The sequence below is a fragment of the Desulfacinum infernum DSM 9756 genome (genome assembly GCF_900129305.1).
GTDB lineage: Bacteria > Desulfobacterota > Syntrophobacteria > Syntrophobacterales > DSM-9756 > Desulfacinum > Desulfacinum infernum.
Genome location: NZ_FQVB01000054.1, coordinates 1 through 20443, shown reverse-complemented (window position 1 = coordinate 20443; position 20443 = coordinate 1). Strand labels below are relative to the sequence as shown.

Below are 20443 nucleotides of genomic sequence, written 5' to 3'. Positions count from 1 at the left end.
CGTCGGTCGGCTCCAGGTCGAAGTTTGTGTTCTCCGTTTCTCGCCCTTTCGTCTGCGAGTGCCACAGTATCTCGACCATACCTTGCCGCTTTGACACGGTCTGGACTTCGTCCTTCCCTAGGAGACTCGTCGAGTCGTAAGGCCGAATCGCGTTCGTCATCCTGCGGACTGTGTGTTCGTCTCCGGTTGCTTCCCACCCCGCCTCACGGCGACGCAGTTACCTTCGACTACCGGGAGCGGGCATCTCCCGGAAGAGGACTTTCACCTCTCTGATCACGCCTGCTCCCAGGCGCACTAGGGGCGAATGATTGTTCGTCCCTACAGGGTATGCGCACGAACGGACCGGGAAGGCAACGGGCATCCGGCACAGAATGCTAGACCCGGCCCAGGCGACTCATCACTTCCTTGACGATTTCCCCCACCATGTCCTGGACCTGCGTTCGGTCCACCGTCGCACTGGACGTCTGGGGGCTGAGTCCCAGGACTTTGGCGGCGTTTTCGTACATGATCTTTCGCCGAACCTCCGGGGTGAAACCCAAGGATTCGTAGGTCTTGAGGGCCCGACGAAAATCCACGAAGGGGTGGGCACTGGCGTACAGGATCTTTTCGCCGATCATGGTGTTGGCCGCCTGCACGTAGGCCTCCGCCTGGGGGGACCGTTCGTACTCGGACAGGTCGATGTAGACGTTGCGGTTCCTTTCGGCCACGATGATGGCCTCGTTGACCCACGGATACCCGCCGTGGCTGATGATGATCTTCAACTCCGGGAAGTCCCGGGCCACGATGTCGATGTAGCGGGGAGCCACATGGTCGATGATGGCATCGGGCACCAGGGTGGCCGGCCCCGTGGTCATGATGATGGGGATATCCAACTCACAGCATTTGCTGTAGATGGGATAGTACTTGGCGTCGTGAGGGTAGATCTTGGCCAGATAAGGGTCGATGGCCGCCCCTCGAAGCCCCAGATGCTCCACCGCGTGGGACAATTCGCGAACGGCCTTCATTCCCTTGTGGGGATCCAGTCCCACGAATCCGATGAACTTGTTGGGAAACTGGCGGACGAATTCCACCACGCTCTCGTTGTTGGACTTCCCTCCGTAGGTGGTCTCGCAGTCCCTTCCCGTGATCACCGCCCATTCCACGCCGTGGGCATCCAGATCGGCCACCACCTCCGGTACGGACTGGGGCCTCATTTGAGGAAAGTTGATATACCGGCACAACTCCTTGAACATGGCGCTATTTTGAATGCCCGTCAGGGTTTCGGGCGTGTTGGGGCGAAATCGAAAATCGATGACCTTCATCTTGCGTCCTTTGTTGCCGCGTTCATTCATACTCAATTGAAGGAGGGAACTCCTTCCCTGCTTGATGACCTTCCCAGTAACCGCTACTATGGGCGGTTCATCACAACCCGGGAGGGAAGGCGCCTCCAGGAGGCAGCCCCCTGTAGGGGCGAATGATCATTCGCCCCTACAGCTCCCGTACCCGGACGGTGCAAGGTCACGGCCCGAAAGGATCCCGGGTCGATGGCAGGTCGGCCCCGACCTTTGCCGATTGAAACAACCGATCCAAGACGGCGCCTTCCCGCGTTCAGGCGCACAGACCTCGCGGGGCCTCTTTTCCACTCTCCAGAACCTTCCTTGCAAGCGCTCTCAACTCTTCCAGCCGCCCTTCGTCCAGGTTCGGCTCCGTCAGCTCGTAGGAACGTCCCAGGTAAACGTACTTGGGCGTTCCCATTCGGTGATAGCCCAGAAGTTCGTAGTCCATCCCGCCCACCTCTCGGACGATTTCCGCGATGGCGCGGATGTCCTCGGGGGTGTCGTTGATCCCCGGGATGACGGGAGTGCGCACGGTGATCGGCAAATCCGGGAATTCCCGCCTCAGACGGCGCAGGTTTTCCAGAATCACCTCGTTGCCCGCTCCGGTGGCCATACGATGCTTTTCGGAATCGGCCAGCTTCACGTCGTAGAGCACGTGGTCCAGGTACTGGGCGGCCTCCCGGAGCACGTTCCAGGGAACCATCCCGCAGGTTTCGATGCAGGTATGAATCCGTCGGCGCTTCGCCTCCCGAAGCAGGGCCATGGCGAACTCGGCCTGGACCAGCGGTTCTCCGCCGCTCAGGGTCACCCCCCCGCCGGACCGGGAATAGAAGGCCTCGTCTTCCTCCACCCGCCGGAGCGCCTGGTCCACCGTTGTCTCATACCCGTAAACGATCAGGGCCTTGTTGGGGCAGGCCTCCGCGCAGGCGTGGCATTGCCGGCAGTCGTCCGGATTCCACACCATTTTGCCGTCCTGGGCCACGCCCAGGGCTTGATTCCGACACACGTGGTGACACCGCTGGCAGTGCTCCTCGCCCAGGCACTTGTCCCGATTGAACGCCAGCTCAGGCGCAGCCGATTGCGATTCCGGGTTGCTGCACCAGCGGCAACGCAGGCTGCAGCCCTTCAGGAACAGGATGGTGCGGATCCCCGGACCGTCATGGACGGAGTATTTCTGGATGTTGAAAAGAATGCCCTTGGTGTTCCGATCGGTTTGTGCACTCACCGTCTCTTTCCTTTATCGGCCCGAGCCTTGGAATGACCCGGGGGCTCGTCGCCAAACCCCCGGGTCCTCTCAGCCGCCTCCTAGATCTGCGTGTGGCCCGTTCGGGCGATGAGATCGTCCTGCAGGTCCTTGGACAGATCGCAGAAGTAGGCGCTGTAGCCGGCGATCCGAACGATCAGATTCCGATAGCGCTCCGGATTCTTCTGGGCCGCCAGCAGGGTTTCCCGGTTGATGATGTTGAACTGGATGTGCCACAGGCGAAGGTCGCACCAAGTCTTGATGAAGGAGACGAGTTTTTCCGTTCCTTCGTCCCCCGCCACGCAGCCGGGGGTGAACTTGATGTTGAGAAGTCGCGCGGCCCTTTCCCTGTAGTTGTAGTTCTTGGACATGAAGTTGGACATGAGGATGGCCGTGGGGCCGTTCACGTCCGAGCCCTGGGAGGCGGAAGAGCCGTCGCTCAGCGGGGTGTAGGCCAGGCGGCCGTTGGGCGTGGCGCTCACCACCTTGCCGAAGGGAACGTGGCTCGTGAAGGGCACATACCGCAGATCCAGGTGCACGCCCACTTCCTTGGCGTACTTCTTGGTGAACTCCACCGACTGCCGGTCGATTTCCTTGGCGATCTCATCGGCGTACGGGTCGTTGTTGCCGTAGCTGGGGCAGTTGCGGAGCATGGCGCGCAGGTCCTCGCGGCCCTGGAAATTGTTTCGCAGGGCCTCCAGCAGTTCCGCCATGCCCACCTTCTTTTCCTCGAAGACCAGCTTCTTGATGGCGGCAAGCGAATCCACCACCGTGGCGTAGCCGATGCACTCGAAGTAGCCCAGGTCGATGCCGCCCTCGATCTTGGGCTGATGGAGATCGATGCAGTTTTCCATGCACAGGTCGTGAAGGGCGGATCCCAAAGGAGTTGCAAAGTGGCGCGCCCGCAGATCGATGATGATCTTCTGCTGGATGAAGGCGTGCTTGATGAGGTTGAGCTGCTGGGCCAGGTAGGCACTCCAGAACTCGTCCCAGGTAGCGAACCGGGTGGGATCCGCCGTGGGCAGCCCGATCACTTCATCCCCGTACTTGAGCATCCGCCCGCCGTAGAGGGCCATTTCCAAAGCGGCGGCGTAATTGATGTAGGCGCAGCCGCTGGTGTAGGTGTCCCGGTTGGGCATGCGCACCTCGGCGCAGCCGCTCACGGCGTAGTCGTAGATCTCTTCGAAGGTGGCTCCCTTGGAAAGGTGCAGCGGGATCACTTCCTCATCGTTGATCAGCTTCGGAAAGCCGGATCCTTCCTTGATGGTTTCCGCCACTTCCCACAGGTACCGCTTGGGAGAGCGGGCGTGGATCCGGGCCGCCAGGTCGGGATAGTGCAAGGGGAACTCCCGCTTGGACCGGAGAAGCAGGTAGGTCAGATCGTTGGTGGCGTCGCGGCCGTCCTTGGTCTGCCCCCCGATGGTCACCGCTTCCCAGTGGGCATACCCTTCATTGAAGGCCCCACCCGTGGGAGAAAGGTAAAGGTCGATGAACTGGGCCATGCCCACCCACATGCATTCAAAAAGTTCGATGGCCTGCTCTTCGTCCAGGACTCCGGCTTCCACGTCGGCCTTGTAGTAGGGGTAGAGGTACTGGTCCATGCGGCCGTTGGAGATGATGGTCCCGGTCTTCTGTTCCAGGCGGCTGAACATCTGGGTGAACCACTGAGACTGCATGGCTTCCCGGAAGTTGCGGGCCGGATGCTCCGGAACGTGCCGGCAGATTTCCGCGATCTGCTCCAGCTCCTTCTTCCTTTCCGGGTCGGTCTCCGTTTGGGCCATGCGGGCCGCCAGGTCCGCGTGGCGATTGGCCCACAGAATGATGGCGTCACACACCAGAATGACGGCTTCCAGGAAGGGCTTTTTGCGGACGTTGTCGTCCGGGCTGAAGGGGTCCAGGGCCGCCAGTTTTTCCTGGGCTTCCTTCTTGATGCCGCCGAAGCCCCGCTTCAAAACCTTCTCATAGTCGTGCACCCACTGGAGCGAGGAACGGAACGAGGAGGTTTCGTTCACGATGTACCGGGACTCCAGAACGTTTTCGGGCCTGTACGTCAGAGGCAGCGTCTCTTCGGGAAGCGCCTTGGCGAGAGCCTCATGGTAGGTCTTGCCCTTCCAGTACGGAGCGATCTCCTCCACGATGATCCGGGCGTCCTCGGGATCCACGATGAAGGGCGAAACTTCACGCTCGGAAAGCTGCTCGATGGCCACATCGAGAAAATCCCCGTCCAATTCGGGATAGAGGATCCCGTAGCGGCCCTGGGCACCGGCACGGCCCGCCAGCAGCTGATCGTCGTCGATGTACACTTCGATGTTCTTGGCGATGTGCATCATGGCCTTGGCCCATCGCAACACCAGGGGCTGGCCTTCGGTTTCGCGCATGGATTCGGTGAAGAGCCGGCCGCGTTGCACGTCCACCTTGGGCGTCAAGCCGCTGATGCGGTCCAGGATTCGAAACGCCCGGGCATGGGCCCGCTGCTTCCTGAGATGATTTTCCTTACCTTCCAGTTGGTCCTGAATGAACTGTTCTTGGGGAGACAGGCAACATTCCAACATTTTTGACTCCTTTGCTGGCTCAGTTTTTTCTTCCTGATGCCGTGAATCACATTCCAAACCGTTTCCTTCCAAAGAGTTTCTCGGCTTTGCCTTCTTCGTTTATCCCCCCTCCCGGCGCCTCCAGGGACCCAGCGCTCCAAGGACGCACCGGGAGGGTTGGGGCCGAGAGAGCCCCTCCGGCTCTCTTCCGCCCTGAGCGGGAAGAGGCGATGGCGCCTCTTCCCCTTGACCTTTCAACTTCACCTGCTTCGTGAATTCCTCTGGAACGCAGCTCCTATTTCCCGATGATGCTGGGGAGCCAGGTGACGATGCTCGGGAACAGGAGGATCAAGGCGATACCCACCGCCTGACAGGCGATGTACTGGAACATTCCGCGGTAGATGTCGGAGAGCTGCCAATGGGGGAGACAGCCCTTGATGAAGTAGCAACTGAGTGCCACCGGCGGAGTCAGCCACGACGTTTGCAGGGTCACCGCATAGACGATGGCGAACCACAGCGGATCGATGCCCAGGGCCCTCACGGTGGGCATCATGATGGGCAGGATGATGAGCACGATGGGCACCCATTCCATGGCCCAGCCCAGCAGGAAGACCAGACCCATGATCAGGATCACCATTCCCATGGGCGGCAGGCTCATGCTGACCAGCTGATTGGAAAGCCAGCCCGCCCCGCCGAGCCGGGAAAAGACGGAACCGTAGAAATTGGAGGCGGCGATCATGATGAGGATCATGGCCGACAGCTTGGCCGTGGAGTACATGGCGCCCTTCAGGTTTTCCCATTTGAACTTGCCGTAGCAGACCACCAGCAGAAAGGCTCCCAGGGCTCCGCAGGCCGACGCTTCGGTCGGTGTGGCCAGTCCGGCCAGGATGCTTCCCAGGGTGGCACCGATGAGCAAAATGAGCGGCACCACGCCCTTGATCAGGTCCACCACCAGAGCCCCCATGGATTCCGCGCGCAGTTCCTTGGCCAGAGGCGGACCGTACTGGGGCTGAAAGAAGCATCGAATGAGGGAGTAGGCAATGTAGATACCGGAAAGCAACAGACCCGGGATGACGGCGCCGGCAAAAAGGTCCGTTACCGGAACGCCCATGAGCGGCCCCATGACCACCAGCATGATGGACGGCGGGATGAGGATACCCAGGGTGCCGCCCGCCGCAATGGCTCCCGCCCCCATGCGGATGTCGTAGTTGCTGCGAGCCATGGCGGGCCCGGCCATCATGCAAAGCAGCGTGATGGAGGATCCCACGATACCGGTGGCCGCGGCGAAGATGGTGGCCGTGAGGATGATGGCCAGATAGAGGGAACCGGGCACCGGGGCCAGGAGTTTCTGAATGGAGTGGAAAAGATTGTCCATCAGGCCGGCGCTCTCCAGGATGTAGCCCATGAAGAGGAAGAACGGGATGGCGCCCAGCACCGGGTCGCTCATGACCTGATAGAACTGGATATTCATCAGATGAAACACCAGCTTGCCGATCCCCAGGTACCCGAAGGCCAACCCGATGAACATCATGGTGAAGGAAATGGGGAATCCGCTGACAAAAGCGAGCAAAAGCCCCACCAGGGACAGCATCCCCAGCATTTCGTTGAAGGTCATTTCCATGGTGATTCTCCCTAAGCCTGCGCCTCACAGGCGTCGCCCTCTTCGGACCGGCCGCCGTGCGGGTTGTTTTCCCAGTAGAAGACACCGTGACGCCATGCGTAGTAGCTCTTGATGGTCTCCGACAGGCCCTGAAGGATCATGAGGAAGACGCTCAGGGGAATGGCGAACTTCATGGGCCAGATGATGGGCATCCACGGGCTGGAGACGATGGATTCGTTCTGCTTGAAGGACTTGTAGAAATACTTCCAGCCGATCTCCAGAAACACCACATGGGTGGGCAGGTAGAGGAAGACGTAGATGATGGTGTCCACCAGGCCCTTGGTCTTCGTGGACCAGCGGTTATAGAGAAAATCGGTCCGGATGTGCATGCCGTCTTTGAGACAGAAGGGAGAAGCCACCATGAAGTAAATCCCGTAGAGGATGAGCGCCAGGTCGCCCGCCCAGATGGTGGGGGCGTTGAAGAAGTACCTGGAGACCACCTCGTAGACCAGGATGCACATCATGGGCAGCACCAGGACGGAGGATGCCTTGCCCATGGCGACACTGATCCCGTCCAGGATTTCAACCAGGCGCCGGGCAGCCGGGGCGGGTCCTCTCATGGTTGTGGTCGATGCGTGAGACACGAGATCACCTTCTTGCTTGACATCGTTTCTTGATCTAGGGGCGGGGCAAGCCCCGCCCGTTTCCTTCTCTTCCGAACGCCTTGGGAGGCCTGCGCTATTTGACGGCACCGGACTCCAGAGCCGTCTTGCCCATCTTGTAGTAGGCGCCGTTCACCTGGACCTGGTAGGGGACGGTCAGATCCGCCCAGTCTTCCAGAGAGGCGCGCACCTTCTTGAAGAAGGGATCCTTTTCGGAATACTTGTCCAGGATCTTGGTGGTGGCCTTCATGTAGGCCTTGTAGTAGTCCTCGGGGGTTTCATGCAGCTGCACGCCCTTTTCGTCCACCAGCTTCTTGATGGCCGCGCTGTTGACGCTCACGTTCATGTTGATCTGGTCGGCCACCGCCGCCTTCATGGATTCCTGGATGACGAACTGGAGCCGTTCAGGAAGGCTCTCGAACCATTCCTTGTTGATGTACACGTCGCCGATGGAATCCACCTGGTGCAGACCCTGGATGTAGTAATGCTTCCACACGTCCGCCAAGCCCAGATACAGGTCGTCACCCGGGCTGATCCATTCGGCCGCGTCGATCACGCCGCGCTGGGCCGCCGGGACGATTTCGCTTCCGGGCATGGACACGACCGGCATGCCGATCTCACGGAAACTCTCGGACGGAATTCCCGGAGGAGAACGGAACTTCATCTTGGTCAGCTCTTCCATGGACTCGAACTTCTTGGGAAACCAGCCGAACGGTTCCGGCCCCATGGGCATGGCCATCCAGGCCACGACGTCGGCGCCCAAAACCTCCTGATAATATTCATTCAGCAGTTTGTGCCCGTCGCCTTCCCAAGCCCAGGAAAGCAGAGCCGCCTGGTCCAACCCCTTGCCCAGGCCGGCCGTGGGAGCGGCGAACAGAAGGCCGGTGGGATTCTTGCCCGACCAGTAGTGGGTCCAAGCCTGGCCGCCGTTGACGATGCCGTCGCTCACCGCGTCCAGGATCTCAAAGGCCTTGACGATGGCCCCGTCGGCGAAGACCTCCACCTTGATCTCTCCGCCGGAAAGTTTTTCGATGCGCTCACCCAACCGCTCCATGGTCTTGAAGTACATGCTGGAGCTGGGAACGGCCGTCTGAATCTTGAGCTCGTACTGGGCCGCAGCGGCCACGCCACAGCCGATGAGAACAAAAAGACAACTTGCCAGAGCCACGACACGCTGAAACATGAAAACTCCTCCTCTCAACCTTTCCAACATTCTTGCCTCTTGACTCACTTCCACCACCACTTGCCTCTTCTCCCAAACCCATAAAGGGGAGCCTCTCGAAGCGTCCCCTGTTTCCCGATCCTTTCGGGGTTGCCGGCGTTGTGCGGTGCCCGAGCAATGAGCAATACCCGTGCCACCCATCGCCCCCCGCCCGGTCCTCCGAAGTGGGGGACCATAGCAGACAAGCGAGAAAAAGGAGCATTTTTTATGAAACGCGACCTCGTATCGTTCGGGCGCCCGGCCTGTAGGGGCGAATAATCATTCGCCCCTACAGGGGTCTCGATCCCCAAGGTGCGTTTCATCCTTCGTTGGCACGGGCCGTCCGTGATGGGGGTTAAGGGGAAGGGCAACCACGAACGAACGCGAATCTTTTGTCTGTATTGGACGATTCCTTCTCATTGACAGGTCCTGAAGGGCGGGTTCCCCCCTCGCCGTCGGCCGTGACGTTGCCGGCCTGCAACGTGCGCCTTTGTGACCGGTTGCACATGTGCAACCCTCGCAGGGTGCCTTTCCACGCCCCGGTCGCCCCGCCCCTTCAAGTGCATGTCCGCACAAGCACGACCTCGCCGCCCTCCGGCCGGTTGCACACCTGCAACCTCCGAAAAGACATCCCCTCCGCCGAGCGGACATGGGCGCCCGTCTTGCCTGGATCCCGCATGAGCGGAGAACGTTCGAGACCCCCGTATGAGAGGTAGCGCCAAGGCCTATGGTTGCGTGCCCGTTTAAGCCCCGGCAGGTTGGCCCGCTATTTGCTCCTGCCCCGTGCGACCGCCGCGAGGGGTCACTGCCGTCGCCGAGGGGAAGGGGCGCCTCGGGACGCTCAACCTCCAGGCGCACCAGGAAATGAAACCGGGCGATGGACGATCCGGTTGAAAATAGCTGTAGCGAGGGGAGGAAGAAGATGGGAAAGGAGCTGGTTACCGTTTCCGACGTCCAGGCGGCTGCCGACGCGGGTAAGGATCACATCGTCGCACCGCGGGATCGCTTCATCGTGACGCCCGCCGCCCTGGATCTGGCCGAAAGGCTGGAAATCCGCATCCTGGAAGACGGCTCCCCTGCCCCCCTCCCGGCCGCATGCCCTCTGGCCAAAGACGAGAATGCCCCCGAGACCGAAGCCCCCGCAGACGATCGGCTCGTGGTGGAAGAGGTGATCCGACGGGTCTGCGAACGCCTGGAGGGCCACGTGGACCCGGAGCGACTGAAGGACGTGGTGGCCCGCCTGGTCAGTTGCCGGTTGGAAGGCGGAGCACCGGCGCCGTCGGAAGAGCAGGACGCCGGCTTGGGAGGCGTCATCTTCGTGGATGCCTCTCACGCCTTGGCCCACGAAGGCGATGCCCCGCCCATCGGGGAGAAGGTCCTGGTCACGGGCGTTCTGGGCGGGGACGACCAGAAGCTGGCCGGCGCCTACATGGCCTGGGAGCAGGCCTCCTTTCGCCGGACCGTGGAAAGCCCGGAAATCCAGGTGGTACTGGAAGGGGAGCTTCATCTCACCGTGGGAGGACGGACTCTCAAAGCCAAGCCGGGTGACATGCTCTATCTCCCGGAAGGCGTAAAGGTTCTCTACAGCACGCCCTCCCGGGTCCGGCTGGCATGCATCAACGCGCTTTAGGAAGGGAACGCCGCACACCATGACGCCTTCCGTCGATCTAACCACCGTCTCCAGGCCCGATATCCTGGAAGAATGTCGTGATCAGTGCCGGAGGAATCCCGGTCTGGTCGTTTTTCCGGACTCTCTGGATCGCCGCGTTTGGGAAGCAGCCGCCCGGCTTGAAAAGGAACGGCTGGCCCATCCGGTCTTGGTGCAGTCTCCCTTTGCCTTGCGCACCAAGATGAACGCCGAAGGCTTTTTTCGGTCGGCCTTCACCGTGGTGGACCCCTCCAGTCCCGCCCGGTTGGCCGAAAACGTGGAAGAGTTTCTCGCCATTCGCAAGGCCAAGGGAAAGGACGTCACCGAAGAACAGGCCGTGAAGGCCATGCGGTGTCCCCTGGCGGCGGCGGCCATGCTGGTGCGCCGAAAGGACGTGCACGTGGGTCTGGCGGGGAATCTTTCCGCCACCGCCGACGTGCTGCGGGCCGGGCTGGCGGTCCTGGACCGAAAGCCGGGCATCCGGACGGTGTCCAGCTTCTTTCTCATGATCTCGCCCGACGGCCGGCGCCGTTTCATCTTTGCGGACTGTGCCGTGGTGCCCGAACCCACGGCTTCCGTCCTGGCCGACATCGCCATGGCCTCGGCGGAACAGGCGCGCAGGCTTCTCAAGGAAGAACCGCGCGTAGCGCTTCTGTCCTTTTCCACCAAGGGCAGTGCCAAGCACCCCCGGGCGCGATTGATCGCCGAGGCCACGCGCCTTCTGCAGGAACGGGCTCCCGACCTGCTCGCGGACGGAGAGCTCCAGTTCGATGCGGCCGTCGTCCCGGACGTCTCGGCACTCAAGGCCCCCGGCAGCACCCTCCAGGGGCGGGCCAACGTCCTCATCTTCCCGTCCTTGGAAGCGGGCAACATCGGCTACAAGATGGTCCAACGCCTGGCCGGCTACCGGGCCATCGGTCCGTTCCTTCAGGGGTTTGAAGGGGGATGGCACGACCTGTCCCGGGGCTGCAGCGCGGAAGACATTTACCAGCTGGCCATCATCGCTCTGTGCCTGGAGCGGGGGGCCATGGTGACCCAGCACGCCGCCTAGGCGTGTCCAACTGTGTGGAAACATCCCACTAACTTACTTAAGGAGGCTGATCATGGATGCTTTGGGCATGATCGAAACCAAGGGGCTCACCGCCCTGATTGAAGCGGCCGATGCGATGGTCAAGGCCGCCCGAGTGAAACTCGTGGGCTACAAGGCCATCGGCGCCGGACTGGTCACGGCCATCGTTCGCGGCGACGTGGCCGCCTGCAAGGCCGCCACCGACGCGGGAGCGGCAGCGGCGCAACGCGTCGGGGAAGTGGTGGCGGTCCACGTCATTCCTCGGCCCCACGGCGACTTGGGCGAGGTGTTCCCCATCGAACTTCCCAAGAAGTAGCAGCAGGAAAAACAGCGGGAACGGTCCAGAGCGGGCCTTCCCGGAGAGACGAAAACGAGAGGCGACATGGACAAGTCGCAACTGGTGGAGTGCGTTCGCGCCGCCGGCATCGTGGGCCAGGGAGGCGCCGGCTTTCCGGCCCACGTGAAGTACGACACCGACGTGGAAACGGTGATCGCCAACGGGTGCGAGTGCGAACCGCTGCTCCATTCGGACAAGCATCTGATGGAGGCCCGGGCCGAGGATTTGGTGCGGGGCCTGAGGGCCTTAAGGACCGCCGTCGGGGCCCGCCGCGGGGTGATCGCCGTCAAGCGGAAGTATGAGCGTGTAGCGGACCGCCTCCGAAAGGCCATGGCGGGTGCCGATCTGGAGCTGGCCCTCCTGGACGATTTCTATCCGGCCGGGGACGAGCAGGTTCTCATCTACGAGGCAACCGGCCGATCCGTCCCTCCCTTGGGTCTTCCCAAGGATGTGGGGGCTCTGGTGGCCAACGTGGGAACCCTGGTGTCCGTGGGGGACGCCCTGGACGGGAAACCCGTGACCCATCGATTGGTCACCGTCACCGGCGACGTGGCCCGACCGGCCATCTGGAACGTGCCGTTGGGAACGCCCTTGTCGGATCTGGTGGAGGCCTGCGGCGGGGCCACCGTGGAGGATCCCGTCCATATCCTGGGCGGTCCCATGATGGGCCGCGTCGTGGACGACCCCAAGCAGGCGGCTTCCGCCGTCGTCACCAAGACCCTGGGGGGAGTGATCCTGGTCCCCCGGGGCCACTATCTCCACCAACGAGCCACCCTGTCGCTGGATGTCATGGCACGACGCGCCGCCACGGCGTGCATCCAATGCCGTTATTGCACGGACCTGTGCCCACGGTTTCTCATCGGCCACGACTTTCAGACCCACAAGGTCATGCGGGCTTTGGGGGGTGGAGGGCCCGAAGCCGCACCGGGATCGCTCCAGGCCCTTCTTTGCAGCGAATGCGGTCTGTGCGAGCTCTTCAGCTGCCCCATGCACTTGTCCCCGCGACGCCTGAACGCGGCTCTCAAGGTGCGATTTCGGGAACAGAAAGTGGACTTTCCAGAACCGCGCCGAGTGAAGCCGTCCCAGGCCGCTTTGCGAAGCTACCGAAAGATCCCCGTTTCGCGGCTGGCCATCAAGCTGGACATCGCCCGCTACATGGGGCTGCACCCGGAATTTCTCGGCGACTTGAAGCCCGCCCGCGTGCGCGTGCCGCTGCGCCAGCACATCGGCGCCCCGTCCGTGCCGCTCGTCAAGCCGGGGGATCGGGTTTCAGCCGGCCAACCTGTGGGGGCCATTCCCTCGGGCGCCTTGGGTGCTTTCGTCCATGCGCCCCTATCAGGTGTGGTCACCGCCGTGGATGACGCCGTTACCATCACGGGAGAGCCATCATGACAATTGAATTGCAGGCCGTGGGCATGGTGGAATTCAACAGCATCGCCGCCGGCATCGACGCTTCCGACCACATGGTCAAGGCCGCCTCGGTCCAGGTCCTTTTCATGAAGACCATCTGTCCCGGAAAGTTCGTGGCAGCCGTTCACGGCGAGGTGGCGGCCGTCCAGGCTTCCGTGGATGCCGGCCTTCAGGCGGGCGCCGACACGGTGGTGGACCATTTCCTCATTCCCCGGATTCATCCGGCGGTGGTGGCCGCACTTTCCTGCGCCGTGGATCTCCAGGACAGCCGGGGCGCCTTGGGCGTTCTGGAGACCTTCTCGGCGGCTTCCGCCGTGGCGGCCGCCGATCAGGCGGTCAAGGCCGCGGACGTCCATCTTCTGGAAGTCCGCATGGCCATGGGACTGGGAGGCAAGGCCTTCGTGCTCCTTCACGGGGATGTGGCCGCCGTGGAGGCATCGGTGGAGGCGGGAGCGGCGGAAGCGGCTCGAAGCGGCCTTCTGGTGCGCCGGACGGTTATTCCCAGCCTCGACCCGCAAGTCTTTCAGCACATCCTTTGACCCGGGAATGCAACGGGTTCGTTGAACAGGAGAAGAAGATGGCCGGTAATGATTCACTGGGATTCGTGGAAACCATCGGGCTGGTGACGGCGGTGGAAGTGGCGGACGCCATGAGCAAGGCCGCCTCCGTTCGCATCAAGACCGTGGCCAATGCCGACGCGGGATTGATCTCCGTCATCTGCGAGGGGGATCTGGCGTCCTGCATGGCGGCCGTGGACGCGGGCAAGGCCGCGGCGGCCCGCCTGGGCCAGGTGGTGGCCACCAATCTGATCGCACGTCCCGACAACAGCCTGGAAGGCTACCTGTCCCAACAGGTTCCTTCCATCGTGGAAAAAGGTGCATCGCACCGGGCCAAACCGGAGAAGAAAGCCGCCAAGGCGGATAAATAGGCCGGGCGGGAAAAGAAGGAGTCACACGCATGGACGCATTGGGAATCATCGAAACCAAAGGCATGACGGCCCTCATCGAGGCGGCGGATGCCATGACGAAAGCCGCCCGAGTGGATCTGGTGGGCTTTGAACGGGTCGGTGCGGGGCTGGTGACCGCTCTGGTCCGAGGCGACGTGGCGGCCTGCAAGGCCGCCGTGGATGCCGGGGTCGCGGCGGCCAAGCGGGTTGGCGAGGTGGTGTCGGCTCACGTGATCCCGCGCCCCCATTCCGACCTGGAAGCCGTCTTTCCCATCCGGCGCTCGTAGCCGCACGATTTGCCCAGGACTTGTAAAGCCCCGGAAAAACGGACCCGCCAGTGCCGGGCCCGGATGCGCGGAGATTGAACGATGGAATTGGGGAAGGTGGTGGGACAGGTGGTGTCCACGGTCCGTGATCCCTCCATGCCGCACCTGACGCTCCTTTTGGTGGACGTGGTGGACGGGCAGGGCCGCGTCTTGTACTCGGGCCAAGTGGCTGCAGACACCCTGGGAGCCGGAGAGGGCGAAATCGTCCTGCTGGCCCGGGGCTCTTCGGCCCGGATGATCCTGGATAAACCCGTTCCGGTGGACCTGACCGTCATCGGTATTGTGGACCAGGTTTCTTCCGAAGGCCGATCGCTTTACCAAAAATAGCATCTGACCATGTGAAGGGATGTCATCATGGCTCTTCGACAGGAAGACATAGAGAACATTGTCCAGCAGGTGCTCCTGCAACTGACCCATGAGGCCCCTGCAGCCCCTACCCAACGCCCCGGGGGCGCCCAAGGGGACTGGGGGGTCTTTGAAAGGCTGGAAGACGCGGTGGAGGCGGCCCGGGAGGCCTACCCGCGCATCGGCACGGTGGCCATGAGGGAACGGGTGGTGACCGTCATTCGCCGGGCCGCGCGGGCCAACGCCCGGCGCCTGGCGGAGATGGCCGTGGAAGAAACCGGCATGGGCCGCGTGGAGGACAAGGTCAAGAAGAACCTGCTGGTCGCCGAGCGCACCCCGGGCCCGGAAATCCTTCATCCCAGCGCCATCACGGGGGACGCGGGCCTCACCCTCATCGAAAACGCCCCCTGGGGGGTGATCGCTTCCGTGACACCGTCCACCAACCCGGCGGCCACGGTCATCAACAACGCCATCAGCATGCTTTCGGGCGGCAACGCGGTGGTCTTCGCTCCCCATCCTGGCGCCAAGAGGGTGAGTCAGGAAACCATCCGCATGCTGAACCAGGCCATCCACGAGGAGACCGGGATCGACAACCTCCTCACCTGTGTGCGGGAACCCAGCATCCAAGTGGCCCAGCAGCTCTTCACCTTTCCCGGGATTCATCTGCTGGTGGTCACCGGTGGAGAGGCGGTGGTGGAGGCGGCACGGAAAGCCACCAACAAGCGCCTTATCGCCGCCGGGGCCGGCAACCCGCCGGTGGTGGTGGACGAGACGGCCGACCTGGCACGAGCGGCTCAAAGCATCTATGACGGCGCTTCCTTCGACAACAACATCATCTGTTGCGACGAAAAAGAGATCATCGCCGTGGAGTCCATCGCCGACGCGCTCAAGGCCGAACTGAAGCGTTGCGGGGCGGTGGAGATCACGCCTCAGCAAGCCGAAGCCGTCGCCCGCGCGGTCTTGCTCGACTATCCGGGCCCCAACGCCCGTCCCAACCCCCAGTGGGTCGGCCGGGATGCCCACAAGCTGGCCGAGGCGGGGGGATTTGCCGTGCCCCCGGAAACCCGACTTCTCTTTGTGGACGTGGGACGCGACCTGGATCACGTGTTTGCCCGTGTGGAACAGATGATGCCCCTGCTTCCTCTGCTTCGAGCCAAGGATTTCGAGGAAGCCCTGGAGTGGGCCATCATTCTGGAACGGGGCTTGAGCCACACGGCGGGACTCCATTCCCGCAACATCGACCACATGGACATCATGGCCACCCGGGTCAACACCAGTCTGTTCGTCAAAAACGGTCCGCACCTGGCGGGTCTGGGAGCCGGCGGAGAAGGCTGGACATCCATGACCATCAGCACTCCCACGGGCGAAGGCGTCACCAACGCGCGCACCTTTGTGCGGCTGCGCCGATGCACCCTGGTGGGCAGTTTCCGGATTGTGTGATTCCATGGGCAAGACCTGGCAAGAGGTCAACTTACTGTTGGATCAAGCCGACCGGATCCTCAACTGCGAGGATCCGGCGCCTCATGAGGGGCCCTTCCACGTGGGGGTGGACCTGGGCACGGCCGACGTGGTCCTGATGGTGGTGGACCCCCGCGGCAGACCGCTGGCGGCCTTTCTGGAATGGGCCCAGGTGGTTCGAGACGGCGTGGTGGTGGATTTCGTGGGGGCGGTGGATATCGTCCGTCGTTTGGTGGAGAAGGCGCAAGCCCGGCTGGGCGTGGAGATCACGCGCGCGTCCACGTCCTTTCCTCCGGGAACCGATCCCCGGCTTTCCACCAACATTTTGGAGACGGCCGGCCTGGACGTGGACCGGGTGGTGGACGAACCCAGCTGCGTGGGGCATCTCCTGGATCTGGACAAGGCGGCGGTAGTGGACATCGGCGGAGGCACCACCGGTACGGCCGTGTTGAGCCGGGGCCGGGTGATCTTCAGCGACGATGAGCCCACCGGCGGCACCCACATCACCCTGGTGATCGCCGGCCGGTACGGCCTGTCTTTCCATGAGGCGGAAGAAAGGAAGCTCGCGGCGGACGATCCATCCATCCTGGATCTGGCACGCCCCACCCTCCAACGCATTTGCGACATCGTGGCGAACCACATCGCGGGCCGGGACGTCCGCCGGATCATCCTATCGGGCGGCACATGCTGCCTCGAAGGAATCGAGGCGGTCTTCACCCGTGAATTGGGTCTGCCGGTCAAAGTCCCCAGCCGCCCCCTCCTGCTCACTCCCCTGGCCATCGCTTCCCTGGCCGTCGAATAGACTATGGACTACCGGAGCGGGGAAACAGCCCCTTGCGTGGAGGCGTGAGGCCCGCTCCCCGCCCCATCCACTGTCCGCTGCTCGTCCTTCGGCACTTATCACCCATTACCGGCCCTGTCGGGCGATTTCCGCCAGGATCGCCACCGCCCGGTCGATATCCTCGCGGGAGACGTCCAGATGGGTCACCGCGCGGATGCCGCAACCGATCCCCACCAGGGAGACGCCCCGCCTTTTGGCTTCCGCCGTGAAGGCCGGAACGCCCATGCCAAGCCCGGGGATTTCGAAGAAGACCATGTTGGTTTCCGGCTCGGGGGTGAGCACGCGAATGCCCGGGATGTCCGAAAGGCCGCGGTCCAGGCGCCGGGCGTTTTCGTGGTCTTCCGCCAGTCTCTCCACGTGGTGATCCAGGGCGTGCAGGCATCCGGCGGCCACGATCCCCGCCTGGCGCATGGCGCCGCCGAACATGTGCTTGTAGAGGCGCGCCCGGGCGATGAAGTCGGCCGAACCGGCCAGCACAGCTCCCACGGGAGCGCCCAGGCCCTTGGTAAAATCGATCCAGACCGAATCGACGCAGGCGGCGAATTCCCGGGCCGGCACGCCGCCGGCCACCACGGCGTTCAAAAGCCGCGCACCGTCCATGTGAAGCGCCAGTCCCAGTTCCCGGGCCTTGTCGTGCACCGCCCGCAGCTCGTCCAGCTTCCACACCGTGCCGCCCCCGAAGTTGTGGGTCTGCTCCACGCACACCAGCCGGGGCGTGGGCGCATAGGGCCACGGTGCCGTGCGCACCTTGGCGTACGCCTCCTCCAGGGCCCCGGGCGTGAAAATCCCCCGCTCGCTGAAGACGGGCTCGATCAACACCCCGGACGCAAAGGGCGATCCGCCCGATTCGGCGCGGATGATGTGGGCCATGTGGTCGGCCAGCACCGCGTCCCCGGGTTGGGTGTGGGTCTTGATCGAGATGAGATTGCACATGGTGCCCCCGGGAAGAAAGAGCGCCGCTTCCTTTCCCAGAAGATCGCAGACCCGCTCCAGCAGGCGATTCACCGTGGGATCTTCGCCCTTCTGTTCGTCGCCCACTTCCGCCACGGCCATGGCCCGGCGCATGGCGTCCGTGGGTTTCGTTTCCGTATCGCTCGCCAAAGGAATCATGACATCTCTCCTTGTTCGTGGTGCGTAATCCGTGATTCGTGGTTCGTGGTTCGGGATTCTACCGCTGCGGCTCGAGGCTGCACCTGCGAGCCTGCGGGCGCCACGTGCCGTCCGCCCATCCACCCGAATAAACGGAAGGAGACGGCTCCGGCGTCATGAAACATCGAGGGGCCTCGCCGCTTTTCCAAAAGGAGCCGGGGGAAATTACCCGCGATTCCACCAGAAGACCAAGGCGGGAGCCGCGCCGATCCAAAGCAGCACCAGCAGCCACAGGCGACCGCGGAAGATGTGGTAGTCCGCCCAAAGGCTCCTCCACGAATGGCCGGCCACATAATGCCCGAACCCGAATTCAAAGGCCACCGTCATGCCGACCCACACGATTCCCACCCGCACGGCCTGGGAAAGGGACGCCAAGGGCCGGAGATGGCCGGCGGCGGCGATGATCAGGCCGAAAAAGACGACAGCCAGGACCGAGGAGATCTGGTGGGACCGAAGTTCGCCCAGCCGTCTCCCGTAGGTGCATTCCCGGAGCAGACCGTTTCCCACGGCCGCCGCGGCCAGCAGCAGCCAGACGATCAGGTATTCCCAAGGCATGGGGAGTCTCCCGTCATGTGAAAGTGAACCGCGAAGGAACGCCCATAAGCGCCGATGGAAACTAGGGGGATGCGGCGAATTCTTCGGGAAATTGGGAGGGGGAGGGAATGCCCGCGCGGCCTCCCAGCCGGGTGGCCACCCGGGCCGCGGCCCAGGACGCGAAACGCACCCGGCGCTCCAGGGGCCAGCCCTGCAGAAGACCGTACACATAGGCCCCGTGAAACACATCCCCGCACCCGGTGGTATCCACGGCCTCCACCGGAAAGGCGGGCTCCCGGAAAAAGAGGCTCTTCGCTGTTTTGTGTGGAAACCGCAAAAAAACTGATGCGAAAGCGTTAGCTTCGGCGGCCCCCTTTCCAAAGACGCTAGCATGGGCGGAGGTGATGTCAAGACCAAGCCCTTCGGGTGCTATCGCAGTCTTGACATCACCTCCTTGCCCATGCTGTGTGGAAAGTAGGCCGACGGCGAGAGGATGGCCTCCTCCAGCCTCCGGCTCAAGGATGTTAGCGGTGTTCGGCCATGCGGGCTCGACGATCACATCTGTTGACACAAGGCGCAAGAGGTGTTTTCCCGGATGAAAACTGAAGAGCTCTTCCAGGTTGCTTTGTCGCTCACCCCACCTTGGTATGTTCATAAGATTACCTTTGATCCCGAGCGGCAGGTTCTCGACATCGAGCTGAACTTCGAGCCGGGAGCCCAGTTCCCTTGTCCGGTGTGCGGCTCAGAAGGTTGCAAGGTCTACGACAGCTCGCAAAAAACCTGGAGACACCTCAACTTCTTCCAACACGAATGTTACCTGCATGCGCGCCTTCCCAGGGTCCGATGTGGCCACTGCGGCGTTAAGACCCTCAATGTGCCTTGGGCCAGACCTGGAAGCGGTTTTACCCTTCTATTTGAAGCTTTCATCTTGCAGCTCGCAAAAGAGATGCCCGTCAATGCCGTGGCCCGACTGATCGGAGAACACGATACCCGCATCTGGCGGGTGATCGATCACTATGTGCAAGAGGCCAGAACCAGAGAGGATTTCTCGAAAGTCCGAAAGGTCGGCATCGACGAGACTTCGTCCAAGCGGGGCCACAATTACATTACGGTCTTTGTCGATCTCGACAGACGAAAGGTGATCTTCGTCGCACCGGGCAAAGACTCCCAAACCGTCAAAGCCTTTCGTGATGACCTCAGGGCCCACGGAGGCAAGACGGAAAACATCGTTGAAGTCTGCTGTGACATGTCTTCGGCCTACATAAGCGGCGTGTCCGAAACCTTCCCCGATGCTGAGCTGACCTTCGATAAATTCCATGTGGTCAAGATCCTCAACGATGCCGTCGACCAAGTCCGGCGTCAGGAGCAGAAGGAACGGCCGGAGTTGAAAGGAAGTCGTTTCCTCTGGTTGAAGAATGAGATCCACCTCACCCCCAAGCAGAAAGAGTTGCGAGAAGCGTTGAGCATGAAAAGGCTTCACCTGAAAACGGCTCGTGCCTACCGCATCAAGTTGGCTTTCCAGCAGTTCTATGAACAGCCCCTCGAACACGCAGAAGAGTACCTTAAGCGCTGGTTTTTCTGGGCAACCCACAGCCGCTTAGAGCCGATTATCAAGGCAGCCTACACGATCAAGAATCATTGGCAGGGAATCTTGCGATGGTTCCGTTCTCGAGTCACCAATGGCATTCTCGAGGCCATCAACGGCCTGATCCAAGCGGCGAAGAGAAAGGCCCGTGGGTACCGCAACAGCCAGAATCTCATCACGATGGTCTACCTCATTGCCGGGAAGTTAGATTTGGCTATCCATTTGAAGTAGCGAAGAGGCAA

At 62.3% G+C, this 20443-nt stretch carries 20 protein-coding genes; 11 read left to right on the top strand and 9 right to left on the bottom strand.

Annotated elements, in window-relative coordinates; all coding sequences use genetic code 11:
* Positions 1 to 374: 374 nt before the first annotated feature.
* From BUB04_RS17600 to BUB04_RS17575, 6 genes are all read right to left on the bottom strand, one after another.
* A complete protein-coding gene (locus tag BUB04_RS17600; RefSeq protein ID WP_073041936.1) occupies positions 375 to 1301 on the bottom strand; it encodes an amidohydrolase family protein in 927 nt (308 codons plus the stop codon).
* Between the two features lie 286 nt (positions 1302 to 1587).
* Positions 1588 to 2541: a (2S)-3-sulfopropanediol dehydratase activating enzyme gene (gene hpsH / locus BUB04_RS17595; RefSeq protein WP_073041934.1), complete on the bottom strand. Its 954-nt coding sequence runs from the start codon at positions 2539 to 2541 to the stop codon at positions 1588 to 1590.
* An 80-nt stretch (positions 2542 to 2621) separates the two neighbouring features.
* A complete protein-coding gene (gene hpsG / locus BUB04_RS17590; protein WP_073041932.1) occupies positions 2622 to 5111 on the bottom strand; it encodes a (2S)-3-sulfopropanediol dehydratase in 2490 nt (829 codons plus the stop codon).
* A 274-nt stretch (positions 5112 to 5385) separates the two neighbouring features.
* Positions 5386 to 6711, bottom strand: a complete 1326-nt coding sequence (locus BUB04_RS17585) for a TRAP transporter large permease (RefSeq protein ID WP_073041930.1) — start codon at positions 6709 to 6711, stop codon at positions 5386 to 5388.
* Between the two features lie 11 nt (positions 6712 to 6722).
* A complete protein-coding gene (locus BUB04_RS17580) occupies positions 6723 to 7310 on the bottom strand; it encodes a TRAP transporter small permease subunit (protein ID WP_073041928.1) in 588 nt (195 codons plus the stop codon).
* Between the two features lie 118 nt (positions 7311 to 7428).
* The gene (locus tag BUB04_RS17575; RefSeq protein ID WP_073041926.1) at positions 7429 to 8535 is read right to left on the bottom strand and encodes a TRAP transporter substrate-binding protein; all 1107 of its coding nucleotides are present in this window, start codon (positions 8533 to 8535) and stop codon (positions 7429 to 7431) included.
* Positions 8536 to 9475: 940 nt separating this feature from the next.
* Here BUB04_RS17575 and BUB04_RS17570 point away from each other — a divergent pair.
* From BUB04_RS17570 to eutJ, 10 genes are all read left to right on the top strand, one after another.
* The gene (locus tag BUB04_RS17570) at positions 9476 to 10183 is read left to right on the top strand and encodes a cupin domain-containing protein (protein WP_073041924.1); all 708 of its coding nucleotides are present in this window, start codon (positions 9476 to 9478) and stop codon (positions 10181 to 10183) included.
* A gap of 19 nt (positions 10184 to 10202) precedes the next feature.
* Entirely contained in the window at positions 10203 to 11252 is a 1050-nt protein-coding gene (gene pta, locus BUB04_RS17565; protein WP_073041923.1) for a phosphate acetyltransferase, read from the top strand.
* 52 nt (positions 11253 to 11304) lie between these two features.
* The gene (gene eutM / locus BUB04_RS17560; protein ID WP_073041921.1) at positions 11305 to 11586 is read left to right on the top strand and encodes an ethanolamine utilization microcompartment protein EutM; all 282 of its coding nucleotides are present in this window, start codon (positions 11305 to 11307) and stop codon (positions 11584 to 11586) included.
* A gap of 66 nt (positions 11587 to 11652) precedes the next feature.
* A complete protein-coding gene (locus tag BUB04_RS17555; RefSeq protein ID WP_073041919.1) occupies positions 11653 to 12999 on the top strand; it encodes a 4Fe-4S dicluster domain-containing protein in 1347 nt (448 codons plus the stop codon).
* The gene (locus tag BUB04_RS17550) at positions 12996 to 13556 is read left to right on the top strand and encodes a BMC domain-containing protein (protein ID WP_073041917.1); all 561 of its coding nucleotides are present in this window, start codon (positions 12996 to 12998) and stop codon (positions 13554 to 13556) included. Before BUB04_RS17555 ends, BUB04_RS17550 begins: the two co-directional genes overlap by 4 nt.
* A 38-nt stretch (positions 13557 to 13594) precedes the next feature.
* Positions 13595 to 13945, top strand: a complete 351-nt coding sequence (locus BUB04_RS17545; protein ID WP_073041916.1) for a BMC domain-containing protein — start codon at positions 13595 to 13597, stop codon at positions 13943 to 13945.
* 29 nt (positions 13946 to 13974) lie between these two features.
* A complete protein-coding gene (gene eutM / locus BUB04_RS17540; RefSeq protein WP_073041914.1) occupies positions 13975 to 14250 on the top strand; it encodes an ethanolamine utilization microcompartment protein EutM in 276 nt (91 codons plus the stop codon).
* 81 nt (positions 14251 to 14331) lie between these two features.
* Entirely contained in the window at positions 14332 to 14616 is a 285-nt protein-coding gene (locus BUB04_RS17535) for a EutN/CcmL family microcompartment protein (RefSeq protein WP_073041912.1), read from the top strand.
* A gap of 27 nt (positions 14617 to 14643) precedes the next feature.
* Positions 14644 to 16074, top strand: coding sequence for an aldehyde dehydrogenase family protein (locus tag BUB04_RS17530; protein ID WP_073041910.1), 1431 nt, complete (start codon positions 14644 to 14646; stop codon positions 16072 to 16074).
* 4 nt (positions 16075 to 16078) lie between these two features.
* Positions 16079 to 16894, top strand: coding sequence for an ethanolamine utilization protein EutJ (eutJ, locus tag BUB04_RS17525; protein ID WP_073041908.1), 816 nt, complete (start codon positions 16079 to 16081; stop codon positions 16892 to 16894).
* A gap of 105 nt (positions 16895 to 16999) precedes the next feature.
* Here the strand turns inward: eutJ and BUB04_RS17520 are convergent, their stop codons facing one another.
* The 3 genes from BUB04_RS17520 to BUB04_RS20335 all read right to left on the bottom strand — a co-directional run bounded on the left by BUB04_RS17520 (position 17000) and on the right by BUB04_RS20335 (position 18953).
* Complete coding sequence (locus BUB04_RS17520; RefSeq protein WP_073041906.1) at positions 17000 to 18043, bottom strand: threonine aldolase family protein; 1044 nt, start codon at positions 18041 to 18043, stop codon at positions 17000 to 17002.
* 204 nt (positions 18044 to 18247) lie between these two features.
* Positions 18248 to 18637 carry a hypothetical protein gene (locus BUB04_RS17515; RefSeq protein WP_073041904.1) on the bottom strand — a complete coding sequence of 130 codons (390 nt, stop codon included), beginning with the start codon at positions 18635 to 18637 and terminating at the stop codon, positions 18248 to 18250.
* A 61-nt stretch (positions 18638 to 18698) separates the two neighbouring features.
* Complete coding sequence (locus tag BUB04_RS20335; protein WP_073041902.1) at positions 18699 to 18953, bottom strand: PfkB family carbohydrate kinase; 255 nt, start codon at positions 18951 to 18953, stop codon at positions 18699 to 18701.
* A 258-nt stretch (positions 18954 to 19211) separates the two neighbouring features.
* Between BUB04_RS20335 and BUB04_RS17505 the strand changes: the two genes are divergently transcribed.
* Positions 19212 to 20432: an ISL3 family transposase gene (locus BUB04_RS17505; RefSeq protein WP_073037867.1), complete on the top strand. Its 1221-nt coding sequence runs from the start codon at positions 19212 to 19214 to the stop codon at positions 20430 to 20432.
* Positions 20433 to 20443 lie beyond the last annotated feature (11 nt).